Origin of the sequence: Actinomadura syzygii (assembly GCF_008085905.1) — a bacterium.
Taxonomy (GTDB): domain Bacteria; phylum Actinomycetota; class Actinomycetes; order Streptosporangiales; family Streptosporangiaceae; genus Spirillospora; species Spirillospora syzygii.
Window position 1 is genome coordinate 173,948 of record NZ_VSFF01000008.1, and the last position, 15,518, is coordinate 189,465.

Below are 15,518 nucleotides of genomic sequence, written 5' to 3' on the forward strand. Positions count from 1 at the left end.
CTTCGGGTGCGCCGTCCGGCCATTTCTTCGAGCGGCTGCGGGCGCTCACGGTTCCGGTGCGGAACCCCGAACGTTGCATTACCGTTGATCAACTGCGGTGAGGTCGGCGGGCGGGAATGGGGCTCTCCCAGGATCGTTGGACGGCTCCTGTACAGGTCAGATGGGTGATCCGTGTCGGAACGGGTCGGAACCGCTCATATAGGCTGGTCGCCGCAGTCTTGCCGGGACGAGGAGGCCAGTGGACGCGCGTGTCGTCACCATTGTGGGCATCGGCGCGGACGGATGGGACGGGCTCCCGGAGCGCTCCCGCGCCGCGCTGCGGGCGGCGGACGTGCTGCTCGGCTCCAGCCGCCAACTCGACCTCGTCCCCGCCCCGGACGCGGAGCGCGCGGAGCGCGTCGTCTGGCCGTCGCCGCTGCTGCCCGCGCTGCCCGGCCTGATCGAGGAGCACGAAGGACGCGCCGTCGTCGTCCTGGCCAGCGGAGACCCGATGTTCCACGGCATCGGCTCCGCGCTCGCCGAACTGCTCGGCCCGGAGCGGCTGCGCGTCCTGCCGCACACGTCGTCGGTGTCGCTGGCGTGCGCCCGGCTCGGGTGGCGGCTCGACCGCGTGGACGTCGCCAGCCTCGTCGGACGTCCGGCGGGCGCGCTGAACGCGCTGGTCGCGCCCGGCCGCCGTATCCTCGTCCTCAGCGCGGGACGCGAGTCCCCATCGGTCGTCGCCGCCCTGCTCGCCGGACGCGGGTTCGGGCCGAGCCGCATGACCGTCTTCTCCGACCTCGGCGCGGACGGCGAGGCCGTCCAGCACGGCACCGCCGCCGAGTGGACGGAGCTCGCCGCGACCGCGCTGAACATCGTCGCCGTCGAATGCGCGCCCGGCCCGGACGCGGCGCCCCTGCCCCGCACGGCCGGACTCCCCGACGCGGCGTTCGACCACGACGGGCAGCTCACCAAGAGCGAGGTCCGCGCGGTCACCCTGGCGCGGCTCGCGCCGCTGCCCGGCGAACTGCTCTGGGACGTCGGCGCCGGTGCGGGCAGCGTCGCGATCGAATGGGCGCGGGCGCACCCGTCCTGCCAGGCGGTGGCGGTGGAGAGCCGACCGGAGCGCGCCAAGCGGATCGGACGGAACGCGACGAGCCTCGGAGTGCCGGGCGGCGTGCGCGTCGTCGAGGGCGAGGCGCCGGACGCGCTGGACGACCTGCCGACCCCCGACGCCGTGTTCATCGGCGGCGGCCTCACCGTCCTCGGCCTGCTGGAACGCTGCTGGGACGCGCTGCGCCCCGGCGGGCGCCTGGTCGCCAACGCCGTCACCCTCGAATCGGAGGTGCGGGTCGCGCAGGCGCGCGAGACGTACGGCGGCGACCTGGTCCGCGTCAGCGTCGAACGGGCCGCTCCGCTGGGCGGCTTCACCGCCTGGCGTCCCGCGATGCCCGTCACCATCTGGACGACTCGGAAGGACGGCACGGCGTGACTGTGTATTTCGTTGGGGCTGGGCCCGGTGCTGCTGACCTGATCACTGTGCGTGGGTTGCGGGTGTTGGAAGCCGCGCCGGTTTGCCTGTACGCAGGGTCGTTGGTGCCGCGTGAGTTGCTGGACGCCTGCCCGTCTGACGCCCGGCTTGTCGACACTGCGAATTTGAACCTGGACGAGATCGTCGCCGAACTGATCGCCGCGCATCGCGACGGGCTCGACGTGGCACGGCTGCACTCGGGCGACCCCTCGGTGTTCAGCGCGGTCGCGGAGCAGGTGCGGCGGCTGGACGCGGCGGGAGTGCCGTACGAGATCGTCCCGGGCGTCCCGGCTTTCGCGGCGGCGGCCGCGTCGCTCGGACGGGAGCTGACCGTCCCCGGCGTCGGCCAGACGGTGATCCTGACCCGCACGTCCGCCCGCGCCACCCCGATGCCGGACGGCGAGGACCTCGCCACCCTCGGCGCGAGCCGCGCGACGATGGTGCTGCACCTGGCCGTCCAGCGGATCGACGAGGTGACGGCCGAACTGCTGCCGCACTACGGCGCGGACTGCCCGGTCGCGGTCGTCGCGCGGGCCAGCCGTCCGGACGAGCTGATCCTGCGCGGCACCCTCGCCGACATCGCCGGCCTGGTCCACGAGGCCGGGGTGAAGCGCACCGCCGTGATCGTCGTCGGACGGGTGCTGGCCGCGTCCGCGTTCCCCGGCAGCCACCTCTACAGCGCGGAGCGGGAACGGGTGTGAGGCGCGTCCTGATCCTCGGCGGGACGGCCGAGGCCAGGGACCTCGCCGCCCGCCTGTCCGGCGTCCCGGACGTGCGCGTCGTGTCGTCGCTCGCCGGGCGCGTCACCGACCCGCGCCTTCCCGTCGGGGACGTCCGCGTCGGCGGCTTCGGCGGGCCGGACGGCCTCGCCGCCTGGCTGCGCGAACACCGGATCGACCGGCTCGTGGACGCCACCCACCCGTTCGCGGAACGCATGAGCGCGTCCGCCGCGCGGGCGTCGGAAAGGGCCGGGGTCCCGATGCTGGCGCTGCGGCGTCCCGGCTGGCGGGAGGAGGACGGCGACGACTGGCGGCGCGTCCCGTCGCTGGTCGACGCCGCCGCCGCGCTGCCGCGCGGGGCCCGCGCGTTCCTCACCACCGGGCGGCGCAGCATCGACGTCTTCGCCGCCCGCGCCGACGTGTGGTTCCTCGCGCGGTCGGTCGACCCGCCGGAGAAGCCCGTCCCGGACAACGTGCGCGTGCTGCTCTCCCGAGGCCCCTACACGCTCGACGGCGAGCGGGCGCTGATCCGCGAACACCGCCTCGACGTGCTGGTCACCAAGGACAGCGGCGGCGCGATGACCCGCGCCAAGCTCGCCGCCGCCCGCGCCGCCGGACTGCCCGTGATCATGGTGGACCGGCCGCCCGTCCCGGACGGCGTGGCCACGGCGACCGACCCGGCGGAGGCCGCCCGCTGGGCTCAGGGGTAGCGGCGCGGCGTGTGGACGGCGCCGCGCTCGGTGACCCGGGTCGTGGACGACCCGACGATGACCAGGCAGCGCATGTCCACCTGATCGGGGTCGAGCTTGCCGAGCGTCGTGACCGTCACGCTCTCATCTGGGCCGCCGACGTCGCGTCCGACGACCACCGGTGTCTCGGGGGAGCGGTGTTCGAGGAGGAGGTCGCGGGCCGCCGCGAGCTGGTGCCTCCGGCGGCTGGACGACGGGTTGTAGAGCGCGAGCACCAGGTCCGCCGAGGCCGCGGCGGTGAGCCGCCGGGCGATCACCTCCCACGGTTTCAGCAGGTCGGACAGCGACAGGACGCAGAAGTCGTGGCCGAGCGGCGCGCCCGCCCGAGCCGCGACGGCCTGCGCGGCGGTCAGTCCGGGGACGACGCGCACCGGCACGTCCGCGAAGTCGTCCGCCGCCTCCAGGACGGCCGTCGCCATCGCGAACACGCCCGGATCGCCGGACGAGACGACCGCGACCCGCGCCCCGTCCCGCGCCAGTTGAAGCGCGTGCCGGGCGCGGTCGTCCTCCACCCGGTTGCCGGTGGCGTGCCGCCGCTGCCGCGCGTTCGGCGGGACCCGGTCGAGGTAGGGGCCGTAGCCGACGAGGTCGGTCGCGGACGACAGGACGTCCTGCGCCTCCGGGGTGAGCCACGGCCGTCCCGCCGGGCCGAGCCCGACGACCGTCACGCTCCCCGGGCCCTCGGGGCGCGCTGGCTGGGCGGCAGTGAACGACTCGCAGGCCGGGCTCGTCAGCAGGGCCAGCGCCATGTACGGGACGTCCGCCGGATCGACGTCGGCGAGCGGCACGACCCGCTCTCGGCCGGTTGTGGCGCGCTCGACATACCAGGCTTCGGAGAGCCGTCCGGCGTCCTCGAAAGCCTGCCTGACCTTGGGGAACGTCCGGCCCAGCTTGAGGACGGCCGCCGCGTCCGCCGTGCGCAGCCGGTTCGCCAGCTCGTCGCCGGAGAGCGTGCCGGGCAGCACGGTCAAGGTCTCCTCGCGTTCGACCAGCGGACGTCCGGCGGCGGCCGACGCCGCGCTCAGCGAGGTCACGCCCGGCACGACCTCCGCCGGGTAGTGCGGCGCGAGGCGTTTGTGGAGGTGCATGTAGGAGCCGTAGAACAGCGGGTCGCCTTCGCTGAGGACGACGACCGTCCGCCCCGCGTCCAGGTGCGCGGCGAGACGGGCGGCGCAGTCGGCGTAGAAGTCGTCGAGCGCCCCCTGATACCCGCCGGGATGGTCGGTCGTCTCCGTCGTCACCGGGTAGACGAGCTGCTCCGCGATCTGCCCGTCGCGCAGGTAGGGCGCGGCGGCGGCGCGGGCGATGCTCCGCCCGTGCCGCGCGGAATGGTAGGCGACCACGTCCGCCGCACCGATCAACCGGGCGGCCTTCACCGTCACCAGCTCGGGATCACCAGGACCGACGCCCACACCGTAAAGCCGTCCCACCATCATTCCGCCCCTTCTTTCTGGGGGGCGACCCCCAGGCCCCCGAGGGTGAGGTGCCATGATCCTCGCTTCGCTGCGGTCATGGCGCCTCACTGGCAATCGCATTGAGAGCGGCGGCCGTCATGGCGCTGCCGCCGCGTCGTCCGCGCACGACGAGGTGCGGGAGGTCGCTCGCGGCGAGCGCGTCCTTGGACTCGGCCGCGCCGATGAAACCGACCGGTATCCCGAGGACGGCGGCCGGGCGTCCCGCGCCCTCCTCCACCAGCTCCAGCAGCCGGAACAGCGCGGTCGGCGCGTTGCCGATCGCGACGACCGCGCCGTCCAGCCGGTCGAGCCAGAGGTCGAGCGCCGCCGCGCTGCGCGTCGTGCCGAGCCGTTCCGCCAGGCCGGGGACGCGCGGGTCGCCCAGCGCGCACACGACCTCGTTCTCGGCGGGCAGCCGGGCCCGGGTGACGCCGGACGCCACCATCCGCGCGTCGCACAGGATCGGCGCGCCGTCCAGCAGCGCCGCCCGCGCCCGCGCCACGACGCCCGGCGACCAGGCCAGGTCGCGGACGAGGTCCGTCATCCCGCAGGCGTGGATCATGCGGACGGCGACCCGCGCCACGTCGTCCGGCAGGCCCGACAGGTCGGCCTCCGCGCGGATGGTCGCGAACGAGCGCCGGTAGATCTCCGCGCCGTCCCGGATGTAGTCGGTCAACGTTCCACTCTTTTCAGGACGACCGGCCCGCGGGGCATCCCGCAGTTCCGGTCACAGCCCGTCCAGTGGACGGGGGTCTCCGGGGCGCGCGACAGTCCGCCGACCCAGCGGCGGGCCGCGCCCTGCACGTCACCTTCCGATTTCGCGCAGCCGGGGCTTCCCGTGCAGGCCGTCACGCCGACCCACGGCGAATCAGGGTCGGTGGCGAAGCCGTGTTGGCGCAGGTGGACGGCGTGCCGGTGCGCGTCGTCGCGGCGCAGGTCGCGCAGGACGATGCTCCGCCACGGAGTCAGCCGCACTTCGTCCGCGACGTCGGCGAGGGCCTCGGCCTGCGTCCCGGACAGCCGTCCGAGCGGCGGCACCACCTCCAGCGCCACCAGCCCGCCGCGCTGCTCGACGATCCCCGCGTGCGGGGCGGGCGGGGCCGGGACGCGCGGTGCGTCGGCCAATGTCCCGCCGAGGAGGTCCGCGACGCGGCGCGGGCCGTCCGGGACTTCGGCCAGCCGCCAGGCGTCACCGCGAACGTCGAGGAACGCCTCCGCCGCCGCGATCATGACCGCGACGGGATCGCCGGAGAGGACGAGCCGGTACCCGGCCAGGAGCACGCCGCCGGGGGTCAGCGCCACGTCGGCGCCCAGGGACGCGACGTCGCCGGAGCCGTCGTCCAGCGCGAACAGGAACCTGCCGGGGAGACCAGCCAGCCGAGGACGCCCGCACAACTCAAGGTCGAGCGCCGTGACCAGCGGATCCGTGGCGAGGACGCCCCGCACGCCGCGTCCGCCGAGCGGGGACGCGACGATGTTGCGCACCCGTTCGTGCGACGCGGACGGCAGCAGCCCGGCCGCCGCCAGCCGCTCCGCGAGCGCCGCCGGATCGCGCACGCCCCGCACCTGGAGGTTGGCCCGCGACGTCAGCTCGACCACGTCCGCGCCCAGTTCGCGGGCCGCGCCGCCGACCGTCCTGAGCCGCGCCGCCGACACCGCCCCGCCCGGCGTGCGGACGCGGGCGAGCGCCCCGTCGGCGGCATCGTGGGTCTGCAGCGCGCCGGGGCACGCGTCAACACGCGACCTCCCCGCCGCACGGACATCTGGCATGAAGGCCACCTTTCTCGGACACCGCGCGCTGCCGTAGTCTGCTGATCTACGACGGCAGTGGAGGAAGCCGGTGTGAATCCGGCGCGGTCCCGCCACTGTCACCGGGGAGCGACCCCCGCTAACGGCCACTGTCCACGCGGACGGGAAGGCCGGGGCGAGCGCTGATCCGGGAGCCAGGAGACTCCCGCCGTCGTGACACCCGCGACCGGGGCGAGGACCCCATGGGGAGGATCCGACGTGTCCACCGTTCTGCTGCTCTCGACGTCCGACACCGATCTGCTGAGCGCGCGCGCGTGCGGCGCCGACTACCGGCTGGGCAATCCGGCCCGGCTCGCCGTGGCCGACCTTCCGCCGCTGCTCGACGGCGCCGACCTGGTCGTCGTCCGACTGCTCGGCGGACGCCGCGCCTGGGAGGACGGTCTCGACGCCCTCCTCGCGGGCCCGCGCCCGGGTCTCCTGTGGGGGGACGACCCCCCACACCCCCCGGGCAGCGACGACGGGTCGGCTTCCTCCACTCCGCTGGCGCTCCGCTCCGGAAGCCGACCCGTCGTCGTCCTCGGCGGTGAGCAGGCCCCGGACGCCGAGCTGATGGAGCTGTCCACCGTGTCCGGCGGGGTGTGCGCCGAGGCGCACGCCTATCTCGCGCACGGCGGGCCCGCGAACCTCGCCGAGTTGCACGCGTTCCTCTCCGACACGGTCCTGTTGACCGGGCACGGCTTCGCGCCGCCGCAGGCCGCGCCGAGTTGGGGACGGTACGAGCGAACGTCCCGCGCCGCCGAAGGCCCCGTGATCGGCGTGCTCTACTACCGCGCCCACCACATGGCCGGGAACACCGCCTTCGTCGAAGCCCTCTGCGCCGCCGTCGAGGACGCGGGCGGACGCCCCCTGCCCGTCTTCTGCTCGTCGCTCCGCACCGCCGAGCCCGCCCTGCTCGACACGCTCCGCGAAGCGGACGCGCTGGTCGTGACCGTCCTCGCGGCGGGCGGGACGCGGCCCGCCACGGCCGGGGCGGGCGGCGACGACGAGGCGTGGGACGTCGGCGCCCTCGCCGCGCTGGACGTCCCGATCCTCCAGGGCCTCTGCCTCACCACGTCCCGCGCGGACTGGGCGGCGAGCGACGACGGCCTGTCCCCGCTCGACACCGCCTCGCAGGTCGCCATCCCCGAGTTCGACGGCCGTATCATCACCGTCCCGTTCTCCTTCAAGGAGATCGACGAGGACGGGCTCACCGTCTACCGGGCCGACCCCGAACGCGCCGCGCGGGTCGCGGGGATCGCCGTCCGGCACGGCCGCCTCCGGCACACGCCGCCCGCCTCGCGACGCCTGGTCGTGATGCTGTCCGCGTATCCGACGAAGCACTCGCGGGTCGGGAACGCGGTCGGCCTGGACACCCCGGCGAGCACCGTCCGGTTCCTCGCCCGGCTCGGCGAAGCGGGCTACGACCTCGGCGAAGGCTTCCCCGGCGTGGCCGACCAGGACGGCGACGCGCTCGTCCACGCGCTGATCGCGGCGGGCGGCCAGGACGAGGACTGGCTCACCGATGAACAGCTCGCGGGCAACCCCGTCAGGATCTCCGGGACGTCCTACGAGCGCTGGTACCGCACGCTGCCCGCCGACCTCCGCGACGGGATGGAGCGGCACTGGGGCCCGCCGCCCGGCGAGCTGTTCGTCCAGGACGGCGACATCGTCCTCGCCGCCCTCCGCGCCGGGAACGTCGTCGTCATGGTGCAGCCGCCGCGCGGCTTCGGCCAGAATCCCATCGCCATCTACCACGACCCCGACCTGCCGCCGAGCCACCACTACCTGGCCGCCTACCGCTGGCTGTCGGACGAGTTCGGCGCGCACGCGATCGTCCACGTCGGCAAGCACGGCAACCTGGAATGGCTGCCCGGCAAGGCGGCGGGCATGTCCGCGTCGTGCGGTGCGGACGCGGCGCTCGGCGACGTCCCGCTCGTCTACCCGTTCCTCGTCAACGACCCGGGCGAGGGGACGCAGGCGAAGCGCCGCGCGCACGCCGTCCTGGTCGACCACATGGTCCCGCCGATGGCCCGCGCCGAGACCTACGGCGACATCGCCCGCCTCGAACAGCTCCTGGACGAGCACGCCACGATCGCCGCCATGGACCCGGCGAAGCTCCCCGCCATCCGCGCGCAGATCTGGACGCTGATCCAGGCGGCGAAGCTCGACCACGACCTCGGCCTGGACGACCGTCCGCACGACACCGAGTTCGACGACTTCATCCTGCACGTCGACGGCTGGCTGTGCGAGGTGAAGGACGCGCAGATCCGCGACGGCCTGCACATCCTGGGTGAGGCGCCGACCGGCCCGCAGCGCGTCGACCTGGTGCTGGCCATGCTGCGCGCCCGGCAGATGTGGTCGGGACGCGAGACCCTCCCCGGCCTGCGCGAAGCGCTCGGCCTCACCGAGGACGGCACCGGGACCCGCGCCGACGTCGACGCCGCCGAGGCCACGGCCCGCTCCCTCGTCCAGGCGATGGAGGACGCCGGCTGGTCGCCCGACGCGGTCGCCTCGATCGCCGCGAAACACGGGGAACTCGTCCGGCGGGTGCTGGAGTTCGCGGCGACGGAGGTCGTCCCGCGCCTGGCCCGGACCACCGACGAGATGGACCACGTGCTCCACGCGCTGGACGGCGGCTACGTCCCGGCCGGACCGAGCGGGTCGCCGCTGCGCGGGCTCGTCAACGTCCTGCCGACCGGGCGCAACTTCTACTCGGTGGACCCGCGCGCCGTCCCGAGCCGCCTCGCCTGGGAGACCGGGCAGGCGATGGCCGACTCGGTGCTGGAGCGCTACCGCGCCGACCACGGCGAGTGGCCGCGCTCGGTCGGCCTGTCCGTCTGGGGGACGAGCGCGATGCGCACGGCGGGCGACGACGTCGCCGAGGTGCTCGCGCTGCTCGGCGTCCGCCCGGAGTGGGACGAGGCGTCCCGCCGCGTCACCCGCCTTGAGGCGATCCCGGCGGACGAGCTGGGCCGGCCGCGCGTCGACGTGACGGTCCGCATCAGCGGCTTCTTCCGGGACGCGTTCCCGCACGTCGTCGCGATGCTGGACGACGCCGTCCGGCTCGTCGCCGCGCTCGACGAACCGGACGACGCCAACTACGTCCGCGCCCACGTCAGGGCCGATCGGGAGCAGCACGGCGACGAGCGGCGCGCGACGCTCCGGGTGTTCGGCTCCGCGCCGGGCGCGTACGGGGCGGGACTGCTGCCGCTGATCGACAGCCGCAACTGGCGCGACGACGCCGACCTCGCCGAGGTGTACGCGGTGTGGGGCGGGCACGCCTACGGACGCGACCTCGACGGCGTCCCGGCCCGCGCGGACATGGAGAGCGCCTACCGGCGGATCGCCGTCGCCGCGAAGAACGTCGACACCCGCGAGCACGACATCGCCGACTCCGACGACTACTTCCAGTACCACGGCGGGATGATCGCGACCGTCCGGGCCTTGACCGGGAAGGCGCCCGAAGCCTACGTCGGCGACAGCACGCGCCCGGACGCCGTCCGCACCCGCACCCTCTCGGAGGAGACGGCGCGGATCTTCCGCGCCCGCGTCGTCAACCCGAACTGGCTGGCGGCGATGCGACGGCACGGCTACAAGGGCGCGTTCGAGCTGGCCGCGACCGTCGACTACCTGTTCGGCTACGACGCGACGACCGGCGTCATGGCCGACTGGATGTATGACCGGCTCACCGCCGCCTACGTCCTGGACGACGAGAACCGCGCGTTCATGGCCGAGTCCAACCCGTGGGCCCTGCACGGCATCGCCGAGAGGCTCCTCGAAGCCGCCGAACGCGGCATGTGGGAGCACCCGGACCCGGACATCCTTCAACGTCTCCAAGAGGTCTACCTCAAGACCGAAGGCGACCTGGAGGACGACACCAGCCGCTGAGCCGCCTCCGGATACCCGGCCCAGTGCATGTGCAGGTAGGACGCGGTGATCAGCTCGTCGCCGAACCCGTCGCCGCCGCCCTTCCAGCGGAAGAGGGGTTCGGCTTCGGTGTCGACGGCCGTCCGGTGGAACTCGTGGGCGTGGAAGCGCTCGCCCGGACGGGTCAGCGGCGACTCCGCCACGGCGACCGCCTCCCGGTAGCCGAGCGTCAGCCGGGACGTCATGCGGGCCCGTCCCGGCACGCGCCCGCACATGGTTCGCCCGTCGAGTTCCTCGCACAGGTAGAGGAGGCCCGCGCACTCGGCGGCGATCGGGCCCCGGAAGGCGGCGACGGCCGCGCGCAGCGGGGCGTTCGCGGCCAGGTCGGCGGCGTGCACCTCGGGGAACCCGCCGCCCAGGACCAGTGCGGCCGTCCCGTCCGGGAGCGCCTCGTCGCGCAGCGGGTCGACGACCGCGACGTCCGCCCCGGCCGCGCGCAGCAGTTCGGTGTGCTCCGCGTAGGAGAAGGTGAACGCCTCACCGCCCGCGACGGCGACGACCGGACGTCCCGGCAGTGGCTCCACCTCCGTGCCCGGATCCCAGGGCCGGTCCGGAAGCGGGGGAGCGGTGGCGGCGAGCCGCATCAGCGCGTCGAGGTCGCAGGAGCGGGCGATCAGTTCGCCGAGGCGGTCGACCGCCCGCACGGCCTCGGTCTCGCGCTCGGCGGCCGGGACCAGGCCGAGATGCCGGGACGGCGTCACGACCGCGTCGTCCCGGCGGAGCGCGCCGAGCACCGGCACGCCGGTCGCGTCCAGCGCGCTCCGGCACAGCTCCTCGTGCCGGTCCGACCCGACCCGGTTCAGGACGACCCCGGCGACCCGCACGCCCGGCTCGAACGTCGCGAAGCCGTGCACCAGCGCGGCGACCGAGCGGCTCTGCCGGGCGGCGTCCACGACCAGGACCACGGGCGCGCCGAGCAGCCGCGCGACATGCGCCGTCGACGCGAACCCGGAGTCCCCGCGCCCGTCGAACAGGCCCATCACGCCTTCGACCACGGCGACGTCGCAATCGGCGGCGCCATGCAGGAACAGCGGCGCGATCCGCTCCTCGCCGACCAGCCACGGGTCGAGGTTGCGGCCCGGACGCCCGGCCGCGAGCGCGTGGTAGCCGGGGTCGATGTAGTCGGGGCCGACCTTGTGCGGGGACACCTTCAGGCCGCGCGTCCGGAGCGCCGCGATCAGCCCGGTCGCCACCGTCGTCTTCCCGCTCCCGGACGACGGCGCCGCGACCACCAGCCTCGGGATCACCACTCGATTCCCCGCTGCCCCTTCTGCCCGGTGTCCATGGGGTGCTTGACCTTGCCCATCTCGGTGACCAGGTCGGCGGCCTCGACGAGACGGTCGGGCGCGTCCCGTCCGGTGATGACGACGTGCTGGTCGCCGGGACGTCCGGTGAGTGTTTCGATGACGTCGTCCAGGTCGAGCCAGCCCCATTTCAGCGGGTAGGTGAACTCGTCCAGGACGTAGAAGCGGTGCGACTCGGCGGCCAGTTCGCGCTTGATCTGCGCCCAGCCCTCGCGGGCGTTCTCGGCGTGGTCGTCCTCGACGCCGGGGCGCCGCAGCCACGACCAGCCCTCGCCCATCTTGTGCCAGGCGACCGGACCGCCCTCGCCGCTCTCGCCCAGCACGCGCAGCGCCTTCTCTTCGCCAATCCGCCATTTCGCCGATTTCACGAACTGGAACACCGCGACCGGCCAGCCCTGGTTCCACGCCCGCAGCGCCATTCCGAACGCGGCTGTCGACTTTCCCTTTCCGGGCCCGGTGTGGACGATCAGCAGCGGCCGGTTGCGGCGCTGCCGCGTGGTCAGTCCGTCGTCGGGGACGGACACGGGCTTCCCCTGGGGCATGTCAGGCCGCCTTCCGATGCTCGCGGACGATTCCGTCGAGGTCGCTCAGCGGGACGAGCCTCGCCCCGAGTTGGGCCGCGAGCCGTCCCGCGAGACCGAGCCGGACGGGCCCGTCCTCGCAGTCGACGACGACTCCCGCCGTCCCCGCCAGCAACCCGGCGGCACGCGGCACGTCGCCGTCGGCCGTCGCCCGCCCGTCCGTGACGACCACGAGCAGCGGGCGGCGGGACGGGTCGCGGAGGCGTTCCGTGCGGAGGACCTCCGCCGCCCTGACCAGCCCGGCCGCGAGCGGTGTCCGGCCGCCGGTGGGGAGCGTCCGCAGCCGCGCCGCGCCCGCCTCCACCGACGACGTCGGCGGGAGGACGACCTCGGCCGTCCGTCCCCGGAACGTGATCAGGCCGATCTTGTCGCGGCGCTGGTAGGCGTCGAGGAGCAGGCTCAGCACGGCCGTCTTCACCGTGGTCATCCGGCGGCGGGCGGCCATCGAGCCGCTCGCGTCCACGACGAACAGGACGAGGTTCCCCTCGCGTCCCTCCCGTACCGCCTCGCGCAGATCGTCCGCGTGCAGCAGCAGGCCGGGACCGGAACGGCCGCGGAAGCCCTGGTGCGGGGCGGCGGCCAGCAGCGTCGCCACCACGTGCGGGTCGTGGATCCGCCCGGCCGGACGGCGCGAGCCGGTGACGCGGCCCCGCTCCGTCCGCGACCGGGACCGGCGCCCGGCCACGCCGTCGCCGACGCCTGGAACCTCCAGCAGCGGAACGGCGTGCGGCGCCGCGACCCCCGCCACCCGCTCACCGCCGCCCGCGCGCTCGTTCCCGCCGGGCTGTTCCGCCGGTGCCTCGGAGCCGCCGTCGCCCGGCGACGGCTCACCGCCCCCGCCGGGCGGGTCGCCTCCACCGCCGTCCGGCGGCGGGTCCTCGTCGGGTGAAGCGCTGTTCAGCAGCTCGTCGAGCAGGGACTCGTCCAGGCCGGGCGCGTCGAACGGGTCGCGGCGGCGGCGGTGCGGCAGCGCCAACCGGGCCGCCGCGCGGACGTCCTCGGACGTCACCTCGTCCCGGCCGTGCCAGGCGGCGTGCGCGAGCGCGGCGTTCGCCGTGACGAGGTCGGCGCGCAGGCCGTCCACCTCGAACCCGGCGCAGACGCCCGCTATCTGCTCCAGCCGCTCGTCCGGCAGCCGGACGCCGCCCAGCCGCTCCCGCGCCGCCGCGATGCGGTCCGCGAGCGCGGCCTCCTCGGCGGACCAGCGCGCGGCGAACGCGGCCGGGTCCGCCTCGAACGCGAGCCGCCGCCGGACGACCTCGGCCCGCTCCCTCGGCTCCCGCGACGCCCGCACCTCCACCATCAGCCCGAACCGGTCGAGGAGCTGCGGGCGCAGCTCGCCCTCCTCCGGGTTCATCGTCCCGACCAGCAGGAACCGCGCCGCGTGCCGCACCGACACCGACTCGCGCTCGACGTAGCAGGTGCCGAGCGCCGCCGCGTCCAGCAGCAGGTCGACGAGGTGGTCGTGCAGCAGGTTCACCTCGTCCACGTACAGGACGCCGCGGTGCGCCGCCGCGAGCAGGCCCGGCTCGAACGCCTTCACGCCCTCGGTCAGCGCCCGCTCCACGTCCAGGGACCCGGCGAGCCGGTCCTCCGACGCGCCGACCGGCAGCTCCACCAGCGAGGCCGCCCGCCGCGCGGACGGCCCGCCCACGACGTGCGGGCCGTCCGGGCAGGACGGGTCGGGCGCGGTCGGGTCGCAGGCGAACCGGCAGCCCGGCACCGTGTCCACGGCGGGGAGCTGCGCGGCGAGCGCCCGGACGATCGTCGACTTCGCCGTCCCCTTCTCGCCCCGCACCAGCACCCCGCCGACGCGCGGGGACACGGCGTTCAGCAGCAGCGCCAGCTTCAGGTCGTCCATCCCGACGACGGCGGTGAACGGGTAGGCGGCGTTCAAGCGGAGACCTTCCGGTTGACGTGGGCGACCCGCCAGCCGCTCCCGGCGGCGGACAAGCACGTGGTGGACAGCGGCGCGACGTCGAACCGGTCCCCGGCGGTGACGTCGATCCCGAGGACGAGCGCGACCGCCGCCCGGATGACGCCCGCGTCGCACACGACGACCCCGCGCGGGTCGGCGGCGAGCCAGCCGGTGACGCGCCCGGCGAGCGCGGCGCGGGTCTCGCCGCCGTGCGGGACGGCCCACGGGTCGACCAGCCATCGGGCCAGCTCGTCCGGCTCCTCCGCCGCGACGTCGGCGTAGCGGCGGCCGGCCCAGCGGCCGTGGTCGGCCTCGGCCAGCTCCGCCGCCGGACGCGCACCGGCGAGGCCCAGCGCGGCGGCGGTCTCGCGGGCGGCGCGGGCGGGCGACGTCCAGGCCGGGCCGTCCGGCAGCGTCCCGGCGAGGGCCCGCGCCCTGGCCAGGCCGGACGCGTCCGCGGGCTCGCCCGCCGGGAAGCGCGCCTCGCGCATCCCGGCAGACGTCGCCTGCCGGACGAACAGCACGGCGTTCCCTACGGACGGCACCCCGGTCAGGCGGGCGCCGGGGCCCGCGCCGGACGGGCCGCGCGGTCGCACGCCCAGCCGAACGCGACGCCGAAGACCGTCCAGAACACGAGCTGCGTCCCGAGCGAGACGAGGCGGAACTGCCACAGCAGGGTCGCGGGGAAGCCGTCCGGCACCTCGTTCACCCCCGGCAGCAGCGCCGCCGCGACGACGACCGGGGCGAGGAACGCGGCGACCGCGGCGATCCACCGCGGCCACGGCCCGCCGCCGACGCGCCGTCCCGTCGTCACCGCGATCACGGCGGCGAGCAGGCCCACCCCGATCATCGCGAGGTAGAGGAGCGTCCGGCTGGTGATCGTGTCCGGGTCGCCCACCGCGGGCGGGTTCGCCGGATACTTCACGAACGGGACGAGGATGACCGCGGCGAAGGCCGTCCCGGCGGCGGCGAGCGCGAGCCCGCCGTCCGAGCGGGGCCCGACCCGGCCGCGCAGACCGGCGTAGACCAGCGCGAACACGCCGCCGACGGCGAGCCCGTAGAGGCCGGTGGCGAGGAACAGCCCGGCCTTCTGCGCGCCGCGGCTCACCTCCACGCCCTCGTCGTGCTCGTGCGCGGCGGCGCCCTGGTCATGTGAATGTTCGGTGGTGGCGGCGGCCTGTTCGAGGGCGATGGCGTCGTCGATGCGGGGCTCCCCGGCGGCGAACGCGAACACGCCCGCGACGAGCCCGGCGAGCAGGCCCAGCAGGACGCCCCTGACCAGCAGGGTGCGGATCATGGCGCGGCTCAGTGGCAGGGCACGCCGAGCAGATGCCGCCCGTCGTGCATCAGCTCGTGCAGGAAGCCGCCCGTCTGCGACACGGCGCCGTTGTCCATCAGGACGAGGTAGCCGAGCAGCAGCAGGACCGGGACCGCGAGCAGCCACGGGCCGAGCCGGGGAAGGGGGATGCGTCGTTCTGGAGCCGACAGCGAGCTCACGGTGTACCTCCACTGGGGATCGTGCGCGTCCCGGACGGATGAGGTCGCGGCTGCCCGAGTGACCTGGCTCC

13 protein-coding genes and 1 riboswitch are annotated in these 15,518 nt (G+C 75.1%); of the genes, 4 read left to right on the forward strand and 9 right to left on the reverse strand.

All coding sequences use genetic code 11. The annotated features are described in order from the left end of the window. Positions 1-238 precede the first annotated feature (238 nt). The 3 genes from cbiE to FXF65_RS21300 are packed head-to-tail and all read left to right on the forward strand — an operon-like array spanning position 239 to position 2,939. Positions 239-1,471 carry a precorrin-6y C5,15-methyltransferase (decarboxylating) subunit CbiE gene (cbiE, locus tag FXF65_RS21290; RefSeq protein ID WP_148351745.1) on the forward strand — a complete coding sequence of 411 codons (1,233 nt, stop codon included), beginning with the start codon at positions 239-241 and terminating at the stop codon, positions 1,469-1,471. Then, complete coding sequence (cobM, locus tag FXF65_RS21295) at positions 1,468-2,211, forward strand: precorrin-4 C(11)-methyltransferase (protein WP_148351746.1); 744 nt, start codon at positions 1,468-1,470, stop codon at positions 2,209-2,211. Before cbiE ends, cobM begins: the two co-directional genes overlap by 4 nt. After that, positions 2,208-2,939: a cobalt-precorrin-6A reductase gene (locus FXF65_RS21300; protein ID WP_148351747.1), complete on the forward strand. Its 732-nt coding sequence runs from the start codon at positions 2,208-2,210 to the stop codon at positions 2,937-2,939. Before cobM ends, FXF65_RS21300 begins: the two co-directional genes overlap by 4 nt. Here the strand turns inward: FXF65_RS21300 and FXF65_RS21305 are convergent. The 3 genes from FXF65_RS21305 to FXF65_RS21315 all read right to left on the reverse strand — a co-directional run bounded on the left by FXF65_RS21305 (position 2,930) and on the right by FXF65_RS21315 (position 6,202). Beyond that, positions 2,930-4,411: a precorrin-2 C(20)-methyltransferase gene (locus FXF65_RS21305; RefSeq protein WP_148352073.1), complete on the reverse strand. Its 1,482-nt coding sequence runs from the start codon at positions 4,409-4,411 to the stop codon at positions 2,930-2,932. The genes FXF65_RS21300 and FXF65_RS21305 overlap by 10 nt on opposite strands. A gap of 76 nt (positions 4,412-4,487) precedes the next feature. Beyond that, positions 4,488-5,108: a precorrin-8X methylmutase gene (locus FXF65_RS21310; RefSeq protein ID WP_148351748.1), complete on the reverse strand. Its 621-nt coding sequence runs from the start codon at positions 5,106-5,108 to the stop codon at positions 4,488-4,490. Further along, entirely contained in the window at positions 5,105-6,202 is a 1,098-nt protein-coding gene (locus FXF65_RS21315; RefSeq protein ID WP_148351749.1) for a precorrin-3B synthase, read from the reverse strand. Before FXF65_RS21315 ends, FXF65_RS21310 begins: the two co-directional genes overlap by 4 nt. Positions 6,203-6,237: 35 nt before the next feature. Continuing rightward, positions 6,238-6,408: riboswitch (cobalamin riboswitch) on the forward strand. 31 nt (positions 6,409-6,439) lie between these two features. On the opposite strand from FXF65_RS21315, the gene cobN reads away from it, so the two are divergent. Further along, the gene (gene cobN / locus FXF65_RS21320; RefSeq protein WP_148351750.1) at positions 6,440-10,108 is read left to right on the forward strand and encodes a cobaltochelatase subunit CobN; all 3,669 of its coding nucleotides are present in this window, start codon (positions 6,440-6,442) and stop codon (positions 10,106-10,108) included. Here cobN and FXF65_RS21325 read toward each other — a convergent pair. From FXF65_RS21325 to FXF65_RS21350, 6 genes are read right to left on the reverse strand one after another with little or no spacing between them, the layout of a single operon-like run. Continuing rightward, positions 10,063-11,382 (reverse strand): cobyrinic acid a,c-diamide synthase CobB, encoded by a 1,320-nt coding sequence (locus FXF65_RS21325; protein ID WP_148352074.1) that lies wholly within the window; start codon positions 11,380-11,382, stop codon positions 10,063-10,065. The two genes, cobN and FXF65_RS21325, sit on opposite strands and share 46 nt — an antisense overlap. Before the next feature lie 8 nt (positions 11,383-11,390). Continuing rightward, entirely contained in the window at positions 11,391-11,993 is a 603-nt protein-coding gene (cobO, locus tag FXF65_RS21330) for a cob(I)yrinic acid a,c-diamide adenosyltransferase (protein WP_148351751.1), read from the reverse strand. A gap of 1 nt (position 11,994) precedes the next feature. Then, positions 11,995-13,893 (reverse strand): VWA domain-containing protein, encoded by a 1,899-nt coding sequence (locus FXF65_RS21335; protein ID WP_222868688.1) that lies wholly within the window; start codon positions 13,891-13,893, stop codon positions 11,995-11,997. Between the two features lie 32 nt (positions 13,894-13,925). Next, a complete protein-coding gene (locus FXF65_RS21340; protein ID WP_148351753.1) occupies positions 13,926-14,546 on the reverse strand; it encodes a histidine phosphatase family protein in 621 nt (206 codons plus the stop codon). Next, entirely contained in the window at positions 14,501-15,247 is a 747-nt protein-coding gene (locus FXF65_RS21345) for a CbtA family protein (RefSeq protein WP_148351754.1), read from the reverse strand. The genes FXF65_RS21340 and FXF65_RS21345 overlap by 46 nt, the downstream gene beginning before the upstream one ends. Before the next feature lie 8 nt (positions 15,248-15,255). Then, a complete protein-coding gene (locus FXF65_RS21350; protein WP_067900338.1) occupies positions 15,256-15,447 on the reverse strand; it encodes a CbtB domain-containing protein in 192 nt (63 codons plus the stop codon). Positions 15,448-15,518 lie beyond the last annotated feature (71 nt).